Origin of the sequence: Priestia taiwanensis (assembly GCF_014638355.1) — a bacterium.
GTDB lineage: Bacteria > Bacillota > Bacilli > Bacillales > Bacillaceae_G > Priestia_D > Priestia_D taiwanensis.
On the sequence record NZ_BMFK01000006.1, the window covers coordinates 1 to 21,004 of the forward strand.

Annotated in this window: 23 protein-coding genes; 7 read left to right on the forward strand and 16 right to left on the reverse strand. The window is 38.0% G+C overall.

Features of this window, described 5'->3' with window-relative positions; all coding sequences use genetic code 11:
• Window positions 1–238: 238 nt before the first annotated feature.
• The 5 genes from IEV41_RS17960 to IEV41_RS17980 form a co-directional block, all read right to left on the reverse strand.
• Window positions 239–1,777 carry a methyl-accepting chemotaxis protein gene (locus IEV41_RS17960; RefSeq protein ID WP_188389901.1) on the reverse strand — a complete coding sequence of 513 codons (1,539 nt, stop codon included), beginning with the start codon at window positions 1,775–1,777 and terminating at the stop codon, window positions 239–241.
• Between the two features lie 187 nt (window positions 1,778–1,964).
• On the reverse strand, window positions 1,965–2,252 hold the full coding sequence (locus IEV41_RS17965; RefSeq protein ID WP_188389902.1) for a DUF2087 domain-containing protein: 288 nt from the start codon (window positions 2,250–2,252) through the stop codon (window positions 1,965–1,967).
• 15 nt (window positions 2,253–2,267) lie between these two features.
• Window positions 2,268–3,032 carry a class I SAM-dependent methyltransferase gene (locus IEV41_RS17970; protein ID WP_188389903.1) on the reverse strand — a complete coding sequence of 255 codons (765 nt, stop codon included), beginning with the start codon at window positions 3,030–3,032 and terminating at the stop codon, window positions 2,268–2,270.
• A gap of 31 nt (window positions 3,033–3,063) precedes the next feature.
• Complete coding sequence (locus tag IEV41_RS17975) at window positions 3,064–4,398, reverse strand: sensor histidine kinase (protein WP_188389904.1); 1,335 nt, start codon at window positions 4,396–4,398, stop codon at window positions 3,064–3,066.
• Window positions 4,395–5,066, reverse strand: coding sequence for a response regulator transcription factor (locus IEV41_RS17980; RefSeq protein ID WP_188389905.1), 672 nt, complete (start codon window positions 5,064–5,066; stop codon window positions 4,395–4,397). Before IEV41_RS17980 ends, IEV41_RS17975 begins: the two co-directional genes overlap by 4 nt.
• Window positions 5,067–5,224: 158 nt before the next feature.
• Here IEV41_RS17980 and IEV41_RS17985 point away from each other — a divergent pair, with 158 nt between their 5' ends.
• The 4 genes from IEV41_RS17985 (at window position 5,225) to IEV41_RS18000 (ending at window position 8,473) form a co-directional block, all read left to right on the forward strand.
• Window positions 5,225–6,154: an ABC transporter ATP-binding protein gene (locus IEV41_RS17985; protein ID WP_188389906.1), complete on the forward strand. Its 930-nt coding sequence runs from the start codon at window positions 5,225–5,227 to the stop codon at window positions 6,152–6,154.
• Window positions 6,129–6,845, forward strand: coding sequence for an ABC transporter permease (locus IEV41_RS17990; RefSeq protein ID WP_188389907.1), 717 nt, complete (start codon window positions 6,129–6,131; stop codon window positions 6,843–6,845). Before IEV41_RS17985 ends, IEV41_RS17990 begins: the two co-directional genes overlap by 26 nt.
• Window positions 6,845–7,585: an ABC transporter permease gene (locus IEV41_RS17995; RefSeq protein ID WP_188389908.1), complete on the forward strand. Its 741-nt coding sequence runs from the start codon at window positions 6,845–6,847 to the stop codon at window positions 7,583–7,585. Before IEV41_RS17990 ends, IEV41_RS17995 begins: the two co-directional genes overlap by 1 nt.
• 99 nt (window positions 7,586–7,684) lie before the next feature.
• Window positions 7,685–8,473 (forward strand): arylamine N-acetyltransferase, encoded by a 789-nt coding sequence (locus IEV41_RS18000; protein ID WP_188389909.1) that lies wholly within the window; start codon window positions 7,685–7,687, stop codon window positions 8,471–8,473.
• 254 nt (window positions 8,474–8,727) lie between these two features.
• Here the strand turns inward: IEV41_RS18000 and IEV41_RS18005 are convergent, their stop codons facing one another.
• Window positions 8,728–9,345 (reverse strand): YczE/YyaS/YitT family protein, encoded by a 618-nt coding sequence (locus IEV41_RS18005; RefSeq protein WP_188389910.1) that lies wholly within the window; start codon window positions 9,343–9,345, stop codon window positions 8,728–8,730.
• A 122-nt stretch (window positions 9,346–9,467) separates the two neighbouring features.
• On the opposite strand from IEV41_RS18005, the gene IEV41_RS18010 reads away from it, so the two are divergent.
• Window positions 9,468–10,445 carry a LacI family DNA-binding transcriptional regulator gene (locus tag IEV41_RS18010; protein ID WP_188389911.1) on the forward strand — a complete coding sequence of 326 codons (978 nt, stop codon included), beginning with the start codon at window positions 9,468–9,470 and terminating at the stop codon, window positions 10,443–10,445.
• Between the two features lie 41 nt (window positions 10,446–10,486).
• Here IEV41_RS18010 and IEV41_RS18015 read toward each other — a convergent pair whose 3' ends face one another.
• From IEV41_RS18015 to IEV41_RS18030, 4 genes are all read right to left on the reverse strand, one after another.
• Window positions 10,487–10,780: a DUF3817 domain-containing protein gene (locus IEV41_RS18015; RefSeq protein ID WP_188389912.1), complete on the reverse strand. Its 294-nt coding sequence runs from the start codon at window positions 10,778–10,780 to the stop codon at window positions 10,487–10,489.
• Window positions 10,781–11,030: 250 nt separating this feature from the next.
• On the reverse strand, window positions 11,031–11,723 hold the full coding sequence (locus IEV41_RS18020; RefSeq protein WP_188389913.1) for an FMN-dependent NADH-azoreductase: 693 nt from the start codon (window positions 11,721–11,723) through the stop codon (window positions 11,031–11,033).
• A gap of 26 nt (window positions 11,724–11,749) precedes the next feature.
• Entirely contained in the window at window positions 11,750–12,601 is an 852-nt protein-coding gene (locus tag IEV41_RS18025) for a VOC family protein (protein ID WP_188389914.1), read from the reverse strand.
• Window positions 12,602–12,623: 22 nt separating this feature from the next.
• The gene (locus IEV41_RS18030; RefSeq protein WP_188389915.1) at window positions 12,624–13,022 is read right to left on the reverse strand and encodes a DoxX family protein; all 399 of its coding nucleotides are present in this window, start codon (window positions 13,020–13,022) and stop codon (window positions 12,624–12,626) included.
• 144 nt (window positions 13,023–13,166) lie between these two features.
• On the opposite strand from IEV41_RS18030, the gene IEV41_RS18035 reads away from it, so the two are divergent.
• Both IEV41_RS18035 and murB read left to right on the forward strand, forming a co-directional pair.
• Window positions 13,167–13,490, forward strand: coding sequence for a winged helix-turn-helix transcriptional regulator (locus IEV41_RS18035; protein WP_188389916.1), 324 nt, complete (start codon window positions 13,167–13,169; stop codon window positions 13,488–13,490).
• Between the two features lie 419 nt (window positions 13,491–13,909).
• Entirely contained in the window at window positions 13,910–14,821 is a 912-nt protein-coding gene (gene murB, locus IEV41_RS18040; RefSeq protein ID WP_188389966.1) for a UDP-N-acetylmuramate dehydrogenase, read from the forward strand.
• Window positions 14,822–14,878: 57 nt separating this feature from the next.
• Here murB and IEV41_RS18045 read toward each other — a convergent pair whose 3' ends face one another.
• From IEV41_RS18045 to IEV41_RS18070, 6 genes are all read right to left on the reverse strand, one after another.
• Window positions 14,879–15,049, reverse strand: a complete 171-nt coding sequence (locus IEV41_RS18045) for a CapE family protein (RefSeq protein WP_188389917.1) — start codon at window positions 15,047–15,049, stop codon at window positions 14,879–14,881.
• Window position 15,050: 1 nt separating this feature from the next.
• Window positions 15,051–16,649, reverse strand: coding sequence for a gamma-glutamyltransferase family protein (locus IEV41_RS18050; protein ID WP_188389967.1), 1,599 nt, complete (start codon window positions 16,647–16,649; stop codon window positions 15,051–15,053).
• 5 nt (window positions 16,650–16,654) lie between these two features.
• The gene (locus tag IEV41_RS18055) at window positions 16,655–17,848 is read right to left on the reverse strand and encodes a CapA family protein (RefSeq protein WP_188389918.1); all 1,194 of its coding nucleotides are present in this window, start codon (window positions 17,846–17,848) and stop codon (window positions 16,655–16,657) included.
• A 12-nt stretch (window positions 17,849–17,860) separates the two neighbouring features.
• The gene (gene pgsC, locus IEV41_RS18060; protein WP_188389919.1) at window positions 17,861–18,310 is read right to left on the reverse strand and encodes a poly-gamma-glutamate biosynthesis protein PgsC; all 450 of its coding nucleotides are present in this window, start codon (window positions 18,308–18,310) and stop codon (window positions 17,861–17,863) included.
• A gap of 27 nt (window positions 18,311–18,337) precedes the next feature.
• A complete protein-coding gene (gene pgsB, locus IEV41_RS18065) occupies window positions 18,338–19,525 on the reverse strand; it encodes a poly-gamma-glutamate synthase PgsB (protein WP_188389920.1) in 1,188 nt (395 codons plus the stop codon).
• Window positions 19,526–19,837: 312 nt separating this feature from the next.
• Window positions 19,838–20,974 (reverse strand): hypothetical protein, encoded by a 1,137-nt coding sequence (locus IEV41_RS18070; protein WP_188389921.1) that lies wholly within the window; start codon window positions 20,972–20,974, stop codon window positions 19,838–19,840.
• Window positions 20,975–21,004: the final 30 nt, after the last annotated feature.

Sequence of the window (21,004 nt, forward strand, 5' to 3'; positions counted from 1 at the left end):
ATTGTTTTTCAAATGTTTTTTCGTTGTTACTTCGTGTCTCAGAAGCAACTTCTACATAATAGCAATATACTATCAAATCGTCAACCACTTTTTATAAAAAGAATTTCTTTTTTCTTTCGCCTCTCACTTCCTCTTTCTCTTTTATTTTTCTATATAATGAAGGAACAGTAAATATACTTCTCTTTATATAAAAATAAAAAGCGACCTCGATAGTCGCTTTTCTCGCAAATACAAAAAGTTATTTCGATACTGTACACGTCACATCCGCTACAACTGCATCTAAATCTTCTACCATCCCATTTAACTTCGCAACCGTTTGTCTCAATGAGTCAGCTGTATCAAACTGTTCTTCAGATGCGTGTGCAATTTTCTCCATACTTTTCGCTGTAGCATCTTTACTCATTGAAATTTCTGTAATAACTTCTTTTGTCTCTTGAGAGTGATTCAACAAATAATTTGATGCTGTTATCACTTCTTCTATTTTGTCATTTACTTCTTTGACATACTCAGTAATTACCGTCAATGCTCTTTCGGTTTGCTTAATCTTCCCTGTCCCTTTATGTACATCCTCTAATCCAACATCCATTTGACGTACCACATTGTCAATTCTTCCTTGAATTGTTTTCACAATCTTCTGTACCTCAGACGCTGATCCTTCAGATTGAGTCGCTAACTTCCTTACTTCAGCCGCAACAACAGCAAAACCTTTTCCATGCTCACCCGCTCTTGCAGCTTCAATTGAAGCATTTAATGCAAGTAAATTTGTTTGGTCTGCGATATTTGTTACTTCTTTAATGAATCCAGCTATTTCTTCTGAACTATCTTTCAATTCTTTTACTAAATGATCAATAGAACGAATTGTATTCGTAATAGTGCTCATTTGAACCGTCACTTCATGTACAAGTTTCTGTCCAGCACCTGCCTGTTCTGTCGTTTTATATGCGATACTATTCATTTCTGTCATGTACGTATTCATCTGATTAATTTCGACGAACATATGCGATATCTTCTCTGCACCATTATCTAAATGACGAATTTGTTCCTTACTCTCTTTATTCAAATGACTAATTGTAGCCGCGATTTCCTCACTAGCTCTCGCTGTTTCATCTGAACCCTTGATTAAACTAGATGTTACTAATTTCACCGAATCATTTGATTGATTTAATCCATTTAAAATAAGCTCCAGCATTTCCTTCTGCTCTTGTTGCTTTGCTTCATACTCTCTTGCTTCAATTTTTTTGGCATACATAAACCAAATTGTAGCCCCACTCGTTAAAATAAGATAAAACGCATGAATAAGTAACAAACTAAACGAATACTCAGATACACCGCAAATTAACTCTGGGAAAAAGAAATATCCCCCAAGATGATGAACAGCAAATAACACCGTACTAATCACTATCAATTTAATTGCGTTATAACAAGCTATCATTGCTAATACCATAAAAATAGAAAAATGATACTCTACTAAACCGTCTCCACCAGCAATAATTGAAATACTCCCCGATGTAAGTGTCAGTGCAACAAACACAGGAATAAATCGATGATTTCTATCCACTCGATATAAGACAAAACTTATACATAACAATACGATTGGCAATAAGAGTACTACATTTATCAAAAATGGAAATTCAATTGCCACACTCCCGATTCCCTTTATAACTAAATACTCTTCTAAAAAACCCATCTGTCGATGCAACATATGTGTCATTACCGATATTCCTACTGTTAATAACGCTAGACATAACATCATCGTATTTTGGTGCCACTTCTTCAATGTATATTTCCCCCTCGGAATACATAATCCATCTCTACTACATACACTATTTTAAATAACTAGGCCTTCTATCATCTTCATTTCTTTGGAAACTTAATCCAATATACCTAGAAAAGAGGGAACTTGCAAGGAAATATTACACAACGAACAACAGGGAAATCCCCTCCATTCATTCACTAAACTTCTCCTATTCTTTCACCCAGTACGTCAGACCTTCTTTACTTCTCTCCAACAACTTGTAATCAATTAAGTAGCGACGTAAAATCGCGAAATCAGCATAAATTGGCTTTAGAATATCATTAACTTCTCTTTCCTTGTATTCTCTTCCCTTTTCAAATTGTCCGATTAAATAAAGAAAGATACTTACTTTCCCTTTTTCCTTACTCGGTAGGTTTTGCAACTTGCCATCCTTCACAAATTTACGAATTATTTCCTGCTTCTCTTCCTCTGTTATCAAGTATTTCTCCTGCACCATCTCTTTCTCCCCTTCTTACTTCTTTTGACAAATAACAACCATTGAGTAACATCCAGGTGTTAACGGATCTCCTAACCAGTTTCGATGAACATGAAGCAACTTAAATCCATTTTCGCCTAACACTCGCTCTAACTCTTGTGGATATGTATAACGTAAATCAATCGTTGTCTTTTTCTCTTCTATAAATGTTTCTCCTTCATAAAAGCGGCGAATCATCTCATACGATTGAATTTGTGAAATAGCATCGTACACTGCTTTCGTATAAATATCACACCTGATCCCCTCTGACACGTGTACAGAACGCCAATATTCCTCTTTCGGTTCTTGAAGCAATTCTTCTGTCGACGGGAAACGCGTACTGAAAATAAATACGCCCTCTTCTTTTAAAACACGATGGATGGACCGGAGTAATGCATCTTGATCTGTATTTGTTAAGAAATGTTGGAATGAGTTACCTACCATATAACTAAAAGGAATGCCGCCTTCCACTTGTAAGTCTGTACAATCTTGCTGTATCCATTCTACTTGTACATCCGCTGGTGCCTTCTCTTTCGCTTCCTCTAACATCCCCGCATGAATATCAACACCAAGAAGCGTATAGCCTTTCTTTGCTAGAGGCAACGTAATACGTCCTGTACCACAAGCTAAATCTAGAATACGCTCCTTCCCAACATTCAATTTCTCTGCCCACTCTACTAATAAATCAACCTCATCTGTAAACCAATCATTCTCGGCATCATATAATTTCGCGTCATCATACTCAGATAAATTGTTATACAAATCTTCTCCCTCCTAATATATCTCTTTTCATTTATTTTTTAAAAACAAACGTTGTTCCTTCACTCGTAGAATGAATCTCCCACGTAACCCCCATTTCTTTTGCCATTAAAGCAATAATGGACAAGCCAATTCCAGATCCTTTGTGAGAAGTTACTTGTTCAAACCCCGGTCCTTTGTCTACAATTGTAATTACTTGTTCATCCCCGTCATGCCGGATATAAAAACCAATAAATTCTCCACTCGCACCGTGACGAATGACATTTTGAATAACGTTATCAAGCATGCGCTCATACCAATTTACATCAATATTCCAACGAAACTCCTGTACAGATACATCTACATCGATATCGAAATATTCCGACTCTAGTTTGTTGTACCAGCCCGCAATAATCTTTCGTGTCACTTTCACCATATCTACTTCAGTTGGCTCATACGGATACTTCTTCGACGTTAATAATGTATATGCGAGTAAATTCTCTAGCAATTCGCCTAAGTAATGAATCTTCTCATCTACTAACTCAATCGTCTGCATACCTTTCACCGAAGATACTTCATTCTTTAATACATATAACTGCGCACGAATTGCAGTAAGCGGTGTACGTAAGTCATGAGATAAATCCGCAATTAGCTTTCTTCTTACTTGCTCTTCTTCTTGTTCATTCTGCTTACTTTCCTCTAACGTTAGAATCATCTTATTAAACGATTCTTCTAACGCACCTATTTCATCCAGCTTCGAAATAACAATGGGAGCTGGGATAGAACAATCATGTGGAAGTTCCATCGCTCCTTGCAACCTTACAAGCCTTTTTCTTATTCGTTGGAAGAATAACCATGAAACAAGTAGGAACGATACAAAAACGACGATACTACCTATGATTATATAATACTCGTAATTTTCCCCGGCCTTTTTATTAGGCAATTCTGTATACATACGTGGCATCTGCAATACAACAAACCCATTCTCCGCCGCTCCACCAACATACGCCACAATCGTTAAAGGATCACTATCATAACTCTTCTTCATAAATTCAATAGTATATCCAACACTCCACTTATTCGGAATATCCGTTCTCTCAGGTAAGGTAAGCTTTAGCTCCCCGTTTCCATTCACCCAAAACAAATGTGCCTCTTGATACATAGATTTCAATCTATGTAAGGACCCTTCTATTTGCCGCGGATTATCTACGTGCATGTCTGTCGCCTCTGTATGCCACATCGTAATTAACTCTTGTGAAGAGTAATATGGATCTGGATGATCAGAGATTCGCCCCGACATAGAAATAGGCACCAATGTAACAGGAACTAATAATAACGCTCCTGCAATAATCATCATATACTTGCGCAATAACGATTGCTGCTTCCTCATGATTTGAATCGGTATCCTATCCCACGAATTGTTTCAATAATAGTCGGTTCACTTGGGTTTCGTTCGATTTTTTCCCGCAAGTAACGGATATGTACCATAAGTGTTTTATCCCCTTCTATGTAATCCAACTTCCAAATCGCTTCAAATAATTGTTCCTTCGTTAACGTCTGATTCAGGTGCCTCATAAAGAAGAAAAATAAGTGATGCTGTTTGCCAGATAAGACAACCTCTTCTTCCGTATCTGTACGAATAATACGTTGTTCTTTCATATTTACACGTAAATGTTGAATATGTTGTACATTTTTATCTACTTTGTCATACCGTCTGAGTAACACTTCTATTCTCGCAACTAGCTCTTTCGGATGAAATGGTTTCGTTATATAATCATCCGCAAATGTTAGACCGTGTAGTTTATCATCTAACATCGTTCTTGCCGTTAACATGATAATTGGTATATCCGGTTGCTCTCGCTTGAAACGCTGTCCTAACGTGAAGCCATCTAACACAGGCAACATTGCATCTAATAAAACACAATCAGCCGTTTCAAGAATATCTCCACTACCTTCTCCTGAAAGTAACCACGTCACACGGTATCCTTGCTTCTCTAACTCTTCTTTGCCCCACTTTCCGATATCTACTTCATCTTCTATATACATAATATGCTTCATCTTTTTCTTCCTTCCAAGCAAAATCCTTCTCTTTCCCATCATACTAAATCTGTTATTTTTTTGAAAATGATAGATTGCCTTATTTAAACAAAACTTAAACAAAAGTAACCTTTCTCTTTAACCTCCACGATCTAAACTAAATAACGAGGTGATGAGAAATGAACTATATCGTTCAAACAAACAGACTAACAAAAACATATAAAAAGGAAAACGTTGTACAAGGAGTTAACTTAAACTTACAAAAAGGAGAAATATACGGATTTCTAGGACCAAACGGTGCGGGTAAAACAACAACAATCCGAATGTTGCTTGGCTTAATTAAACCAACTACTGGGACTGTCACAATGTTTGGCAAAGACTTCCCTAATAACCGGCTACACATTTTATCTAAAATCGGCGCACTCGTTGAAAATCCATCGTACTACGGACACCTAAAAGCAACAGAAAATCTTGAAGTATACCGCATGCTTCGAGGTGTGAAGAAAGAAAAAATTATGGAAGTATTAACGATTGTCGGACTTAATCACGTTGCAGATAAAAAAGTAAGCACCTTCTCCTTAGGAATGAAGCAACGACTTGGGATTGCTATCGCATTACTCGGTGACCCAGAGCTATTAATCTTAGACGAACCGACAAATGGATTAGATCCGCAAGGCATTATTGAAATACGCGAACTCATTAAATCCCTTGCAAAAGAAAGAGGCATTACCATTCTCGTATCAAGTCACTTACTAAGTGAAATCGATCAAATGGCAACGCACGTTGGCATTATTTCAAAAGGAAAACTTATTTTCCAAGATACAATTGAAAAGTTACGTGCTCATGCTATGCAAGGAATACAACTCACAGTGAACAAACCAGAGAACGCGTGGAAAATGCTTCTTGCAAAAGGAATCCCGTCTACATTGGAAAACCATCGTATTCTTTTATCCAATACAAATGACGAAGAAATTGGACAAATTGTTAAGTCACTTGTCATGAATGATATTACTATCTACCGCATTGAAGAGGAGAAAAAATCGTTAGAAGATATATTCTTACATATCGTAAAGGAGGATTATCATGTACAAACGGCTATTAGCGTCTGAGTTCTTAAAAATTAAACGAAGATGGGTATGGTTTCTTGTTGTACTAGGGCCAATTGGAGTACTTATCCTTCAAGGGCTGAACTTTGGACTTCGATACGACTATTTAACAAATTTATATAAAGATGATCTATGGGGCGGCTTTTTACGCACTGTCCAACTCTTCTTAACTCCTGTCATTATATTAGGGAGTACTATCATTGCTTCCATGGTCGCAAACGTTGACCATCAATCAACGTCTTGGAAACATTTAGTATCGTTACCGATTCGAAAAAGACATATTGTTGGTACGAAGTTTATCGTTTCTGTGCTATTACTAAGTGTTTCTTGTATTCTCTTAAGCATTGGTTCAACGTTGCTAGGGATTGGATTAAATTTCGGAACAGATTTTCCATGGACAGAAGTAATCAAAACAAGCTTTTATCCATTTCTAGCAGCTCTACCTATCTTAGCTATTCAACTATGGATATCCGTTATTCAACAAAACCAAGGCTTGGCGATTACAGTTGGTATTATCGGAATGATTATCGGTCTATTCGGACCACTCTTACCTGACTGGTTCCTATGGACATGGCCAAGCTTAATGAACGAAACAGGAAACCAACTAACAAACGTATACCTTGGTATACTCGTCGGCTTAATCCTATTCATTCTCCTAACTATTCATTTCGTACGAAAGGACGTGGAAAAATAATGCGCTTCTTAACTGCTATTCGAGTTGAATTATATAAAATACGTAAAACAAACATGTGGATGCTATTCTTTATTAGTCCGTTACTAGTAGGAATATTCTCGTACTTACATACACAGGACTTCTTACAAGAAGACCCCACTAACTCTATCGACTGGATTGGATTTTATGCATGGCTTATCCCATTTCACGGTATGTTACTCCTCCCGTTATTAGCCGGGATTCTATCCGCACTCATTTGTCGCTATGAGCATACAGACGGCGGTTGGAAGCAATTGCTCGTTCAACCCGTGTACAAACATGAAGTATATCTCGTGAAGTTCTTTCTTGTTAGCATGATGATCGCATTCATCCAATTACTTATCTTACTAACAACTGTACTGGTTGGGAATATGCTAGATATTTCAGGTTCCATTCCATTCCTGCAACTTCTGAAGCACCTAGCAGCTGGATGGATTGCCACGTTACCGCTCATCGCCTTGCAAATGTGGGTATCGAGTATATGGACAAATTTCGCCGCTCCAATGGCACTGAATGTCGTTGTAACCTTACCAACAATTATTATTGCCCAGTCTGAACAATACGGACCTTATTATCCGTGGGCTCAGCCGATGATTTCCATGATGCCAAACGAAAGTAATAACTTATTCGCATCTACCGAGACACTCATCTTCGTTATAGGAGGAAGCTTCCTTCTCTTCTTTATCGGAGGACTCACAACATTCACACGAAAAATCTATTGAAGAATCGGGGGCATTACCTCGATTCATTTTTGTATGTCTTTCTCCTTCCTCTCACATATAATGAGACATATCACTCTTAACAAACTGGAGGTACATACGATGAATCCAGTAACACATCAATTCCTTGCTTTTCTACAACTAGAGAAAAAAGAACCTACACTTCCTTACTTACATGAACTCATCCGAGAACACCAACTACGCGTACGATGGGAAAATATTACGAAAATAGTAGACTGGGAAAAAGGAAACGAAAGTGGCAATTTCTTACCTTCAATGGAAACGTACGTCGACAGAATCACAACAAAAGGATACGGTGGCACATGTTGGAGCGTGGCAGTGGGCTTCCACTGGCTGCTCGACAATCTCGGATTCGATGTTCAATACATCTACATGGACCCAGGGCATTTATGCTTACGTGTAAATCTTGAGCAGTCTTATTATGTTGATGTCGGATACTGCGCTCCGTTATTCCATGCATATCCACTCTATGAATCATTCACTACGCAGAACGTACGCGAAACATTTGAATATACAATTGTGAATGACAAAGAGATACACGTTGTTCGAACACCAGGACCAACAAAAACATTAAACCCTGTCTCACGAAACTTCGACGATTTGATTCCTCTTATCGAGAAATCAAATCGTTGGGGAACCTCACCAATGTTCCAAGAAATACGCATTTTCGGGTATATCAATAACATGTTGACCTCTATTACAGGTAATAAACTAAAACAATACCGCGAACATGAAACGTATGAAAAAGAATTAACAAATGAAGAGATGACCTATTGGATCAAAGATGAGTTTCAGATGGACATGGACATGTATAAAGAAGCAATTCGTTTGTTTAACAAATACTTCGTACCATCAGACACTACCTCATAGAGACCCATCATCAAACCATGTAATTGACGTAGTGAAAGCGAATCACATCTCATACACATAATGGAGAGTGGCGACTCCTGGGGGAAAAGCGAGGAAAGGGAGACCCCCAGGAGGCTCGCTCTCGCCTGCGGAAAGCGCCCGCTCGGAGTGGAGCCTCTTATTTTTCCCCTCATAAAATAACTGATACATAGTAAGAAAAGTATAAAAGAGGTATCCGAATGTCTGTATTAAACATTCGAATACCTCTTTTTATCTTATGCAGGAACTGCCTCTTTCTTCAAGTAGCTCAACGAAACATTTCCCACTTGAATTGCAGCCTGAATAATATATCCTGTCGTAAAGGACAACACAATTGTACCGAAATAAATTGGTCCATCTAATAAAAAGCTCACACTTAAAAATAAACAAGCTAAAAAGATTTCTGTCTTACGGAACGTCCATTTCTTTATTGTTGAAACCGCTAATACAAACGCCTCCTGCGGTGCCGCACATACATTAGATGATACGTAAATACCGATACCAACTCCAACGCATATATTCCCAAGTGCCATCGCAAGCAATCCTGGTATTGCTTCGATGCTTGCCATAAGGCTATCAATTGATCCAACAAAATCTACGAAAAATGAGATTAAAAACATCGTCACAATTGTTCCTACAGTTAAAAACTTCTTATTTAAGAAATACACAATAATAACAAACACAAAATTAATGCCAAACATCCAAAAACCAATACTTATACCGAAGTTCTCATACAACGCAATAAACAACGAATCATACGGACTTAATCCGAACTCCGTTACCGTTGTCATGATATTAATTCCGAGTGCTAAAATAAGTAGCCCCCCGATAAAATACATATATTCATATTTCATACTCGTCTCTCCTTTTTCTAACATGACGTAAGCATAAAAGATGAAACGCGTTCCAGGTCAACCTATTTCTTGTATTATGTACGTATTTTTTTCTATACTATAAAAAGCAAAGGAGAATGAACGTGACAACAATACGACAAATAGCCAAATTAGCAAATGTATCCGTTTCAACTGTTTCGAGGGTACTGAACAATCATCCATATGTAAATGAACAAACGAGAAACGATGTGCAAGCAATTATTGATCAATTAAACTATACGCCAAACAGCAACGCTATTCATTTATCAAAGGGAAAAACAAATGTAATCGGCATTTCGTTACCACTCGTTAACAACCAATATTACAGCTCCATTCTAGAAGGTATCGCGAAAGAAGCTGCAAAAGAAAACTATCACCTAATGGTGTGCCAAACGAATAATGATAAGAAGAAAGAAGAAGAGATTTTGCAAATGCTACGAAACAAAAAGATGGATGGACTCATTATGTGTTCGAAGTTAAATGAAGGTAGCTCCCTCGAAATGTTCTCGACATATGCACCAATTGTAACGTGCGAAGCAAACGATGTCCCCTCTATTTCTAGTGTCTATATGAACCATTACGAAACATTCCGTATGAGTATGGATTATCTTATTCAGAAAGGTCATACGAAAATTGGTTATTGTATCGGAAGAAAGAATAGCTTCAACAGTACACATCGAAAACAAGCTTACATCGAAGGGCTACACTCAATTGGTGTAACTCCTAATACAAACTGGACCTTTGAAGAATGTTTAACAATTGACGATGGAAAACACGTTGCCCAACAACTCGTACAACTAGATCAGCGACCAACTGCACTCGTCGTATCATGCAACCATATTGCCGCTAGCATTCGCAAAGAAATAGAACGAAATGGCATACAAGTTCCAGAACAACTTGCTATTATCGGATGCGACGATCAGCCAATTGGTGATTTGTTTGACATTACAACTATTTCAAGCCAAAGTGAGCAACTTGGCAAACACGCTTTCCGTCTTTTCTTTAAACGACTAACAACCGAGCAACAACTGAATGAGCATATCGAAGTTTCCCCACAACTAATTGAGCGAACCTCCACGTAAAAAAAGACACGAATCGCAAGGATCGATTCGTGTCTTTTCGTTTATCTTTCTTCTTTACGTAATTTCGCGTCCAATACAAATGTACCGAACGGGATAAGAGAAGCAACAACTGCTCCTAACACTTTTAAGAATGACCAACGGTGTACAAGTGTTACATGCGCAAGTGCAATCATGAACAAGACAAACAGGACACCGTGTGCCATTCCAGTAAACTTTACAGCTTCTGGCATATCCGCGAAATACTTAAGTGGCATTGCGATAAATAATAATAGAAGATACGATATACCTTCTACATTCCCAATCCAACGTAAACGACTAATGGGTGTTTTGAACATCTTTTTTACCTCCAACATTACTTATGTAAACGTCCGAAGAACGATTCCAACGTCTTCCTTACACCGTAAGTATACGACATGCTTAATTACCTTGTCATGTTTCTAATTCGAGATGTTCACTGATATAAAATGAGGTATTCATCGAAATAAACGCCATATAAGCAAAAAGTATGGTGGAACAGGTGAATAATTTTATACACATTATAAATAAAGAATGAACCAGCATACGTGTATGCTGGTTCATTCTCCTTTAAAATGCTTTCGCTACTTGTGCTACTTTCTCTAAACCATCAGCAATGATTTGTTGAGAGCGATCTGGATATTGATTATGCCCTTCAATAATTACCGTCTCATAATTCGTAATACCCCAGAAACCAAGGATAGTTGTTACGTAGTTAGCTGCCATTTCCATTGAAGCCATTGGCTCTGAAGAATACACAGAGCCACGAGCACTTAATACAGCAACTTTTTTGTCGCCTGCTAATCCAACTGGTCCTTGTTCTGTATATTTGAACGTTTTTCCTGCTTGTGAAAGATATGAAATATATGTTATTAATGGCGCTGGTACAGTAAAGTTCCATAATGGGAAAGCAAATACTACTTTTTCTGCTTCTAAAAATTGATTTAAATATTGGTCTACAACCTCCACAGCTTCCGCTTCTTCCGCTGTTAACTCCATTCCTTGGCTACGTTTGTATCCGCCTGCAATCGCCGTATTTCCATAGTACGGTAGGTTTAGAGCAAAAAGGTCCAATTCCGTTACTTCTACAGAAGGATTTGCTTCTTTAAAATTCTGTACAAATGTTTCATACATTTTTGAACTAACTGCTTGCTCCGCCGGACGGTCATTTGCTTTAATTACTAATACTTTTGACATTGTTTTCGTCTCCTTTGTATATAAATCTTTTTCTTTTCTTCCAAATAACTTGTTTAGTATTCCCATTCTACTCACCTTGACTTCTTTTTTATTTACACCTGTAAATTAATACGATTTCCAGAAGGATCTACTGTCACAAACAAATCATTCTCTTCCATAACGGATGACCCAATTGCTTTTAGATTAGCTACTACGCGACCCCTTGATTCTTCATTGGGGAACACTAACGTAAAAGATCCAAGTCCTGTACTAGTTACTGGCGGAGTTGGTGCTCCAACTCCAGCCCACGTATTGAGACCGATATGATGATGGTAGTTACCAGTAGAGATAAATAATGCTTGCGTACCAAAACGGTTTACAACGTTGAAACCAAGTCCTTTCGTATAGAATTCTTCTGCTTGCTTTAATTGTGATACATGTAAATGAATATGTCCCATTACAGTACCAACAGGTAAACCATTCCACCCTTTTCCTTCTTTGCTCGTTGAAAGCAAGTCTGCGAAATCAAGTGGGTCTACCGCCATCGCTACCTCTCCGTTATTCCAATCCCATTCAGAAGGAACGCGGTCAACGTAGATTTCAATTCCGTTCCCGTCTGGATCTGATAAATAGAGAGCTTCACTCACAAGATGATCAGACGAGCCAATTTGAATTCCATTTTGGACAAAATGATTTACGATATCAGCTAAATCTGATCGTTGTGGTAACAGAAGTGCAAAGTGATACAAACCTGTTGTTCTTCCCTGCTTTGGTTCAACATTTGCTGGTTGTTCAATTGTTACTAGGTCAGTCTTTCCGTCAGCTGTTAGTACCGCCGTTGTTTTTGTTCGCTCTAGCACATTAAAGCCGATAATTTGTTGATAGAACTGAAGCGAACGCTCCAAATTAGCTACTTTCAGTTTTACATTCCCTACAAACGTGTTTGGTTCACGATGAAAGTCCATCATACTTCCTCCCGATATTTAATTAGTTTGATCTGAATAACTTGTCATCTAACGATAAAGTAGATGTATTGGCTGTTACAAAATAAATAGAGATAGCAAGTAAAGCTAAATCAAATTCATACCCTGCCATGTCACCATTACCTAAAAGACCTGCTGGAAGCTTGACTGTGAAAATAGCCCCTACCATCACACCTACAAATAACAACGCAACAACGCGTGTACCGAGTCCGACAATCATCGCGATACCACCGACTAATTCAATTACTGCAACAATATAAGCAACAAACCCTGGAATTCCAATACTATCAAAGAAGCCTACTGTATTTTCTATCCCCCCTTGAAACTTTGACAATCCATGAGCGAAGAAAATAATTCCTAACACAACACGTAACATACATTTCCCGATTTCATTTATACTCATTCTCGTTCTCCTTTTATCACTAAGTTACTTTATGTAACTTAGTTTATTTATTTAATTAAATTTTGTCAAGTAACTTTGTTATAAAATATAATTTAATATCAAATAATAAAATGGTATAGTAAGTAAAAAGGAGTGAAAGAACATATGAATAAATCTTCTATTTGTCCACGATTCGAAAAAGCCATTTCACTTTTAAGCCAACGTTGGACAGCCTTAGTTATCTACGAATTATTACCCGGACCACAACGCTTTAGTAATATCCAATCCTCTATTGGTATCAGCGGAAAAGTGTTGTCTGAACGATTAAAAGATTTAGAGGCTCAAGGGGTTGTTGTGCGAAAAGTTATCCCTGAAACACCTGTTATTATCGAGTACTCACTAACAGAAAAAGGTGCTTCCTTAGAGCCTGTCTTACAAGAAATTGAAAACTGGGGTATGCGTTGGGTAGACATTACAGACGAAGCATAGAGCGCGAGCTACTTTTCATGTATATGCGGAATCCATTCTTCTTTATAGGCAAAGAAAAGGACATTCTCATGAAGTATCCTTTTCTTTGCCTATATGCTATTTCAATTAAAATAGTGAAAACGAAACAACCATTCATTTGCATACATTAAAATAAACAAAATAGTTATCTTCCTTTACTCAAACACCTCTCTACAAATTTTACCTATTGTACAAAAACAGTACATTCACTATACTTCTCTATGGAAAAACCTATAAACTAAAATTATCCCTTATGGCAAAACTTAGATTTTGTTATAATAAAGTAACACTTCGTTCGATCACTCACTTTCCTACCATCGCATTCTTTTATTTCCATTCACAAAAAGTGACGTAATAGACGAACGAAATAGCTAATCGAATATAAAGGATGAACAATGATGATGACTAAACAAGATATTTATAATAAGTTAGTACACACTCTTCCAAAAGAATGTGTGCTATTAGATGAATCTTTAAGCAAATATACGTATACACATACTGGTGGTAACGCTGACCTTTTTGTTACACCAACTAGTTACGAAGAAACACAAACAGTAATTCGTTTCGCACGCGAACATAACGTTCCTGTTACGTTACTTGGTAACGGCTCAAACTTAATCGTTCGTGACGGTGGTATTCGCGGTATCGTCTTAAGCTTAGTAAAATTAACGGATATTACTGTTACAGATACAACAATTACAGCACAAAGCGGCGCAGCAATCATTGACGTGTCACGTATGGCATTACACCACACATTAACAGGCCTTGAATTCGCATGTGGTATTCCTGGTTCTGTCGGCGGTGCATTATTCATGAATGCAGGAGCATACGGCGGTGAAGTAGCAGACGTATTGGCTAGCGTTATTGTCTTAACAGAAGACGGCGAACTATTAAACTTAAAACGTGAAGAGTTAGAACTGGAATATCGCAACAGCTCCATTGCTACGAATAAATATATCGCCTTAGAAGCAACATTCAAACTTGCACCTGGCGAACACGAAGTAATCAAAGCAAAAATGGATGAATTAACGTTCTTGCGTGAATCAAAACAACCTCTTGAATACCCATCTTGCGGTAGTGTATTCAAACGCCCACCGGGATATTTCGCAGGTAAGTTAATTCAAGATAGCGGCTTACAAGGAAAAATAATCGGCGGTGCACAAGTATCGACGAAACACGCTGGCTTTATCGTTAACATTAACAACGCAACAGCGAAAGATTACACAACATTAATCAAATTCGTTCAAGACACAGTAAAAGAAAAATTCGGTGTCGACTTAGAAACAGAAGTAAAAATTATTGGTGAAGAATAAAAAAGCCCCAACATAACAGCTACACAAAGTCTGTCATGTTGGGCTTTTTTTCGTGTATTATTCCGTACTCCGCACAACCCGCTTCTGTTCAACCCCACGAGTTAACTCTCCAATTTTCTCTGCTTCTTCTGGTGTCAATTGCTCCGTGCGTTTTAAATTCCCCATGATTACTAGCAAGCTTACAACTAATACAACTGGTACCAACCAATTCATTACCTTCCGTACCACATTATTCGCCCCCTTTTTTATACGCATTCCAACTACCATTCCTTCTCTTATCACCAGCTCCTGTTATATCATCCGATTTTTTATCCCTTATTAAAGTCTGTATTCCTCCATAAAACATCGGGGAATATTTATATATAACATCGTAGCCACCTTTATCTAAATATCTTCGTTTCTCTTTTTCTAGCAAAAACTCTGTATAAACAACATTTTTTTCTAACACAAATCGCTCTCGGTCGACAATTGACTGCATATCCTCCCGTTCGTTTGTATATTTATCTAACACTTGTGCGATGATTTGAGGAATTCGATTCCCTCCTGGAGAACCAATGCCAATTACCTCTTGTTCACTTACCAACACAGTAGGTGCCGTAAAAGTTCTAGATCGCTTGCCTACTTCTCTATTATTAGGCTTTGTTCCAAATTGGGTCATTTGGCTATTAAGAAAGAAACCCTCCACATACTCACCTGAACCAAAGAAATTACCAAGCGTATTCGTAACAGATACAACTGTCCCATCCTTATCCATGACAACAAAATGCGTTGTACTTTCGTGCTCTTCCACATCTACTACTTCTTGTTCACGGTGCTCTTCCACTCTCACCTCACGTTGCATCTTCTCCAACAGTTCCTTACTTAGACGCTGATGTATATCTACCTCCATGAAATTTGGATCACCTCCATATAAGGCTCGATCCTTATATGTCACTTTCACCATTTTACCGAACTCTTCTATATACAATTCTTCGTTCTCTTTTTTCTTATATGTTTCTTCACTGTCTAATAATTGAAGTATTTGTAGTAACGTAACCCCGGAAAAAGGAGGAGGTGCAGTATAGACGGTATACCCTTTATACGTACCAATTACAGGTCGGCGTTCTTCTATTCCATACTCCTTCAAATCCTTTAACGGGATTCCACTTATTCCCTTTACTGCATCTGCTATGTCTCCACGATAAAAACCATCTGGCCCTTCTTCTTGAATCTTTCGCAATGTTTTCCCTAGTGCCGGTTGAACTAATATACTGCCTACTTCCATTGCCTTCCCCTTCTTATAAAAAGCAGATAAACCACTTGAAGAAATACGTGGTTTTGCTAATTGAAAACGTGTCGTTAAATGTTGATCGACAGCAAACCCTTGCTCTGCATGTGTAATAGCAGGCTGGATTAATCTTTTCATTGGTAAGGAACCGTACGTATCATGGGCAAATTCCATCCCTCTTACCAATCCTGGTACTCCAGATAATGTATCCTCTTCATTTGATGCCGTCTCTCGGTAATCGACAAATGTACTCATACCATCCTTTGTAACGATTACCATACTCCCCCCACCACCAATACCAGAACCATATGGTTCTACAACCCCTAATGTATAAGCAACAGCAATTGCAGCATCGACCGCATTGCCTCCCTCCTCTAATACCTTCATGCCTTCTTGAACAGCAATCGGATGAGAAGCACTCACACCATAATTAACCGTTCCCTCTTTATCCATTAAACTGTGAGGTTGATCTTTTTGATTAGGTACATCACGATTTATCTTGTTACATCCAACTACCAACCATACAAAAAACAAGACGATTATCCACTGCCACCTCTTCATGCGATTCAAGAATCCCCCTCGCTAGCTACGCGTTCCTTCACCCTTTTTATAACATGTTGATGATTTAACTTCACTTCCAATAAACCACCATTCTCCTCCCAATCAATATCTATCGACGCATCTTTCGTTAACTGACGAAAGATACGTTTTTTATCTAGCCAATTAGACGTCTTTCTCGGCACCCCTTCTTTTATTTGTAGCGGGACAATGTCAATCGTTGCTTCTCCTTCATCATTGAGATGATATTGGACAAGTGCACTATCTTTCGTACGTGTCCATCCTTGATCAAAAACAAAATTACCAAGACTATAAAAAATAACACCTTCTTTGTATACTTCAAACGATTGAAGAACATGAGGGTGGTGACCAACTATAATATCTGCACCCGCTTCAATCATCGCTCTTCCTAACGCTTGCTGCCTTGGACTTGGCTCGTCATCATACTCTTGGCCCCAATGCGCATGGACAACAATAAGGTCAGCGTTACCTCTTGCATCACTTTTTGCGATACCAATTTGTTCAAACAATAACTCTGGATTCATACTTAGTACACCTGGCTCCTCACTCGTTGCGATAAATCCTTTGACGTATGCATCAGTAAATCCTAACGTCGCTACTCGAACACCGTTTACATCGTGATACGTAATACCCTTTGCTTGTTGAAGATCCTCTCCAGCACCTACATAATCTAATCCAGCCTCTCGAAATACACTCACTGTATCATGGAGGCCACCGGCACCATAATCCATTAAATGATTGTTTGCTAAGTTCATCACAGAAAAACCAGCTTCTTTCACTGCCTGCACAGCCTCTTTATTAACATGTAAATGAATATATTTATCTGCTTTCTCATATTTACTAGGCTCTTCCGCTAAAACTGGGTGTTCGAAATTTCCACTTACATAATCTGCATTCTTCAAATACGAATCCACATATCGAAACATATATCCTTCCCCGTATTGTTGGGTAACATTTTCTATATGGCGCCCCATCATAATATCTCCGACCAAGGTCATTGTGAGTTTCTGGTTCTCTCTTATATGTACACTCTCCGCTGTTCCCGTTCTCTCTATCCAAATTAATAAAGGTAAAAAAATTAAAACAAGTACCAATACTATCAAACTATGTTTTCGATTTTTCTTCTTCGTATGCTTCATAAATGCTAATAACTTCTCTTGAAATGTCAGTTCTCTTTTCATATGCACTCACACCTATACGAAATAATAAACATTCATAATGCCAAACGTTAAACCACTCAACAACAATGTACTACCTAACGTAAGTGATATCCCTTGCTTTTGAATTGTATTTGCAATTAATCCAGGTACAATAACACCAATACCTCGAAACTCGAAAATTTCAAACGGCATAACTGGATAAAAATAATCAAACGTTAGCTTCAAACAAATACCTGTGATTAGCATAGCTGCAAATTTACGACGCCCATATAAAATGACCCATTTCGCTATAACATGAACAACAAGTAAATAGGTGGCAATACTAATAAGTAACACAATTAACATAAAGATAGGTTGATTAAAAATTAGCGCTAAGTAACCAGGAACAACAAGACCAGCTGGTACAACACCCGTTTTCTCTGCAAAAATAAGACTAAGCACAACCCCGAGTACTAATGCTACATACAAGTCTGAACCGAACATTTTTTTCCTCCTTTCAAGGGTATCGCATCAACTTGCTTGCTTTTCTCTTTTTATACTCATCTTCATGATTGCTTCAATGAGAGGCTCTGCATCCCCATGTATATTTCCCACTCCATATACAATTCGATTCTCTGTATACGGCAACAATTTATCCATTATTTGCTTCGTTCCCCACCCAGTTAAATCCCATAATTCCTTCGTTTGAAATGCCCCTTGTTTGTATCGTTCAATGATTGGTGACGTTGTTTCACCAATCGCAATAATAACTTCTGCTTCAATGTATGGAAGAACATCTCTTGCAAATTGTTCTGTCCGATCCACACGGTCTGCACGACAATTCATAATGACAATAGGTAATACATCACTGTACCCAAACATTTCTACTCGTTCCCATATCCGTAACGTAGAAGATGCATCATTCGCCGCAAATCCATTCACAAAGAAACTACTATTTTCTTCATCTCCAAAACGAGTAATTCTCATTGCACCTGGATCTGGCTGCGCATGTAACATTCCCTGCAACGCTATCTCTTCATCAATTCCGAGTACTTCTGCAACAGCCAAAGCAATGGATGCATTATCCGGAAATACCATATATCCAAATTGCCTCAAGTATTCTTCTGATATTTTCGTATTATCCGCGACAACTACTTTTGTCCCTCTGTCCTGTGCCACTTGCTTGAAATATTCCAGATATGGACCATCAATTGTCACCAGATGACCACCATATGGAATCGTTGCTGTAAATGCTTCCGCAACATTGTCTAATGTCGGTCCCATTACGTCCATATGATCTTCTAATACATTCACAATCACACCAATATTTGCTTGAACCAATTTCTCTTGAAACACTAGTTGATAATCTGGTTTAACAGCCATGCATTCACATACGAGTGCTTCTGCTCCTAAAGTTGCTACCTCTTTTACCACTCGTCTTTGCTCTCCAATATTTGGTCCTTCTGGTCTACGCTTAATGGGTCTCTCTTCATCCGTATACCAATAAATTATTCGAGCAGATGTACCCGTCGTCTTACCAACTGTTTTATATCCTGCTTCCTTCACGACACTTGTAATCAGTCGTGTGACAGTAGACTTTCCTCTAATCCCATTCACATTAATTCGAATCGCGATGGAACGGAGCCTTTTTTGATGATGATACTGCTCCCAAATCCCATATAGTAAAATGAAACATACACTCATCCACATAATAACCATCTTTCTCGCTCCCCTTTTTTGCGTACCATATTAGATGATGGAACGCCTATTATTAAAACTAACTATACGAATAACTAAAGAGGTCTTTACTAGAAATAAAAATGTTCTTTATAAAGAACAAAAGAGCAATACTATCTCTTGTTCATTTCACTTTACTACCAAATTTAGAAATCTACCATTCTCTTTTTTCCATTTTATCACAAAAAATATTCTTATCACCCACCTTTAACAAATATATCTCTCAAATTTCTTTCAAAAAAATAAGCCATTGCATCTCCCACTATCCCGGATATAAGCAACGGCTTTCATCTTCTATTTAAACTGAATCACATTAAATCTTTCTTCACCATCTATCTCCTCTGTAAAGACGAGATTGTTATCATTAACCTGTACCTTCGATGCTTCCCCAGAACTAATCGTCGTCTTTTTCCCTGTTGGCAAATACACGGCATCTACTTTAAGGTCTTCCCAAACGAAGAGATAATTGCCTCTTATATGTATATCTGCACCGTTTGCTCCTGAAAGGAATTCGTACCTTTTCTGCTTGTCAGCCAAATTATATACCTCTATCTTTCGGCGCCCCATCTCTGATTCTTGTTCTGTTGCATACACAATCCATTCTTCATCTAACGCTACAGAATAAGCTTTTGTTGGATTAGGATAGTCAACAACGTCTCCATTCTCCTTAACCAAACTAATCAACGCCTCTTCTGCTCCACTATCTTTTGTTACACGTTTATGGAGCAACATACCAACTTCTGTTCGTAACAATCCTTCAATTGTCGTACCCGTATGGCTAGTATATGTTCTTTCTCCTTCTGTTTTATACAGGACCTCTTTCTTCCCTGTTTCACTATCATACTCAATTAACCGACTTGTTCTATCCTCATCTTCTATCCACATTATGTGATTCTTTTTCCACTGAACAGGATCACTTATATAGCCTTTGTCACTAGCAAGTACCGTTTCCTTCTTTGTATTGATATCAAACAAGATTAATCTCGCTTCTCCTTTCCCTCTCATAGCTTTCTCTTCTAGCCGAACAAAACCATTTGGAACACCTATTTCAGGAAACGAATCTTTTGCATGTACTTTCATTTCACACATCTTTGTTTGTAGATTAATCGTGTAATAAATATCCTCATCAAAGCTACTCTTCGTATTTCCCATATCGTTTTCTCCAAAATAACCAGCATTAGCCATTATGTACATATCATTCACGTAAAATAGTCTTACATCCTTCTGTGGAATACCACACACCGTATCGCCTAAGTTGTATGATGTAATCGTAAAAGGCAGATCCTCTTTCTCTTGCACAGTAACATCTACTTTCGTAGCAATTGCTTCGTCCGTAACAGTCATTTCAAATGGTTTTTCTTTCGAATAAAACAAATATGCCCCTGCTCCGATAACAAGTATCGCAATCCCATAGATCAATCGCTTCTTCATCGAAATACCTCCTACATATCTTTCTATATC

Bases quoted from the DNA above. Each gene is read 5' to 3' on its own strand.
- murB (WP_188389966.1), top strand. From the start codon at position 13,910: ATGACTAAACAAGATATTTATAATAAGTTAGTACACACTCTTCCAAAA.
- IEV41_RS17975 (WP_188389904.1), bottom strand. From the start codon at position 4,398: ATGAGGAAGCAGCAATCGTTATTGCGCAAGTATATGATGATTATTGCA.
- IEV41_RS18055 (WP_188389918.1), bottom strand. From the start codon at position 17,848: ATGAAAAGAGAACTGACATTTCAAGAGAAGTTATTAGCATTTATGAAG.
- IEV41_RS18035 (WP_188389916.1), top strand. From the start codon at position 13,167: ATGAATAAATCTTCTATTTGTCCACGATTCGAAAAAGCCATTTCACTT.
- IEV41_RS18005 (WP_188389910.1), bottom strand. From the start codon at position 9,345: ATGAAATATGAATATATGTATTTTATCGGGGGGCTACTTATTTTAGCA.
- IEV41_RS17990 (WP_188389907.1), top strand. From the start codon at position 6,129: ATGTACAAACGGCTATTAGCGTCTGAGTTCTTAAAAATTAAACGAAGA.
- IEV41_RS17965 (WP_188389902.1), bottom strand. From the start codon at position 2,252: ATGGTGCAGGAGAAATACTTGATAACAGAGGAAGAGAAGCAGGAAATA.
- IEV41_RS17985 (WP_188389906.1), top strand. From the start codon at position 5,225: ATGAACTATATCGTTCAAACAAACAGACTAACAAAAACATATAAAAAG.
- IEV41_RS18000 (WP_188389909.1), top strand. From the start codon at position 7,685: ATGAATCCAGTAACACATCAATTCCTTGCTTTTCTACAACTAGAGAAA.
- IEV41_RS18015 (WP_188389912.1), bottom strand. From the start codon at position 10,780: ATGTTCAAAACACCCATTAGTCGTTTACGTTGGATTGGGAATGTAGAA.
- IEV41_RS18070 (WP_188389921.1), bottom strand. From the start codon at position 20,974: ATGAAGAAGCGATTGATCTATGGGATTGCGATACTTGTTATCGGAGCA.
- IEV41_RS18020 (WP_188389913.1), bottom strand. From the start codon at position 11,723: ATGGGAATACTAAACAAGTTATTTGGAAGAAAAGAAAAAGATTTATAT.
- pgsB (WP_188389920.1), bottom strand. From the start codon at position 19,525: ATGGTTATTATGTGGATGAGTGTATGTTTCATTTTACTATATGGGATT.
- IEV41_RS17980 (WP_188389905.1), bottom strand. From the start codon at position 5,066: ATGAAGCATATTATGTATATAGAAGATGAAGTAGATATCGGAAAGTGG.
- IEV41_RS18050 (WP_188389967.1), bottom strand. From the start codon at position 16,649: ATGAAGAGGTGGCAGTGGATAATCGTCTTGTTTTTTGTATGGTTGGTA.
- IEV41_RS18025 (WP_188389914.1), bottom strand. From the start codon at position 12,601: ATGGACTTTCATCGTGAACCAAACACGTTTGTAGGGAATGTAAAACTG.
- IEV41_RS18030 (WP_188389915.1), bottom strand. From the start codon at position 13,022: ATGAGTATAAATGAAATCGGGAAATGTATGTTACGTGTTGTGTTAGGA.
- IEV41_RS17995 (WP_188389908.1), top strand. From the start codon at position 6,845: ATGCGCTTCTTAACTGCTATTCGAGTTGAATTATATAAAATACGTAAA.
- pgsC (WP_188389919.1), bottom strand. From the start codon at position 18,310: ATGTTCGGTTCAGACTTGTATGTAGCATTAGTACTCGGGGTTGTGCTT.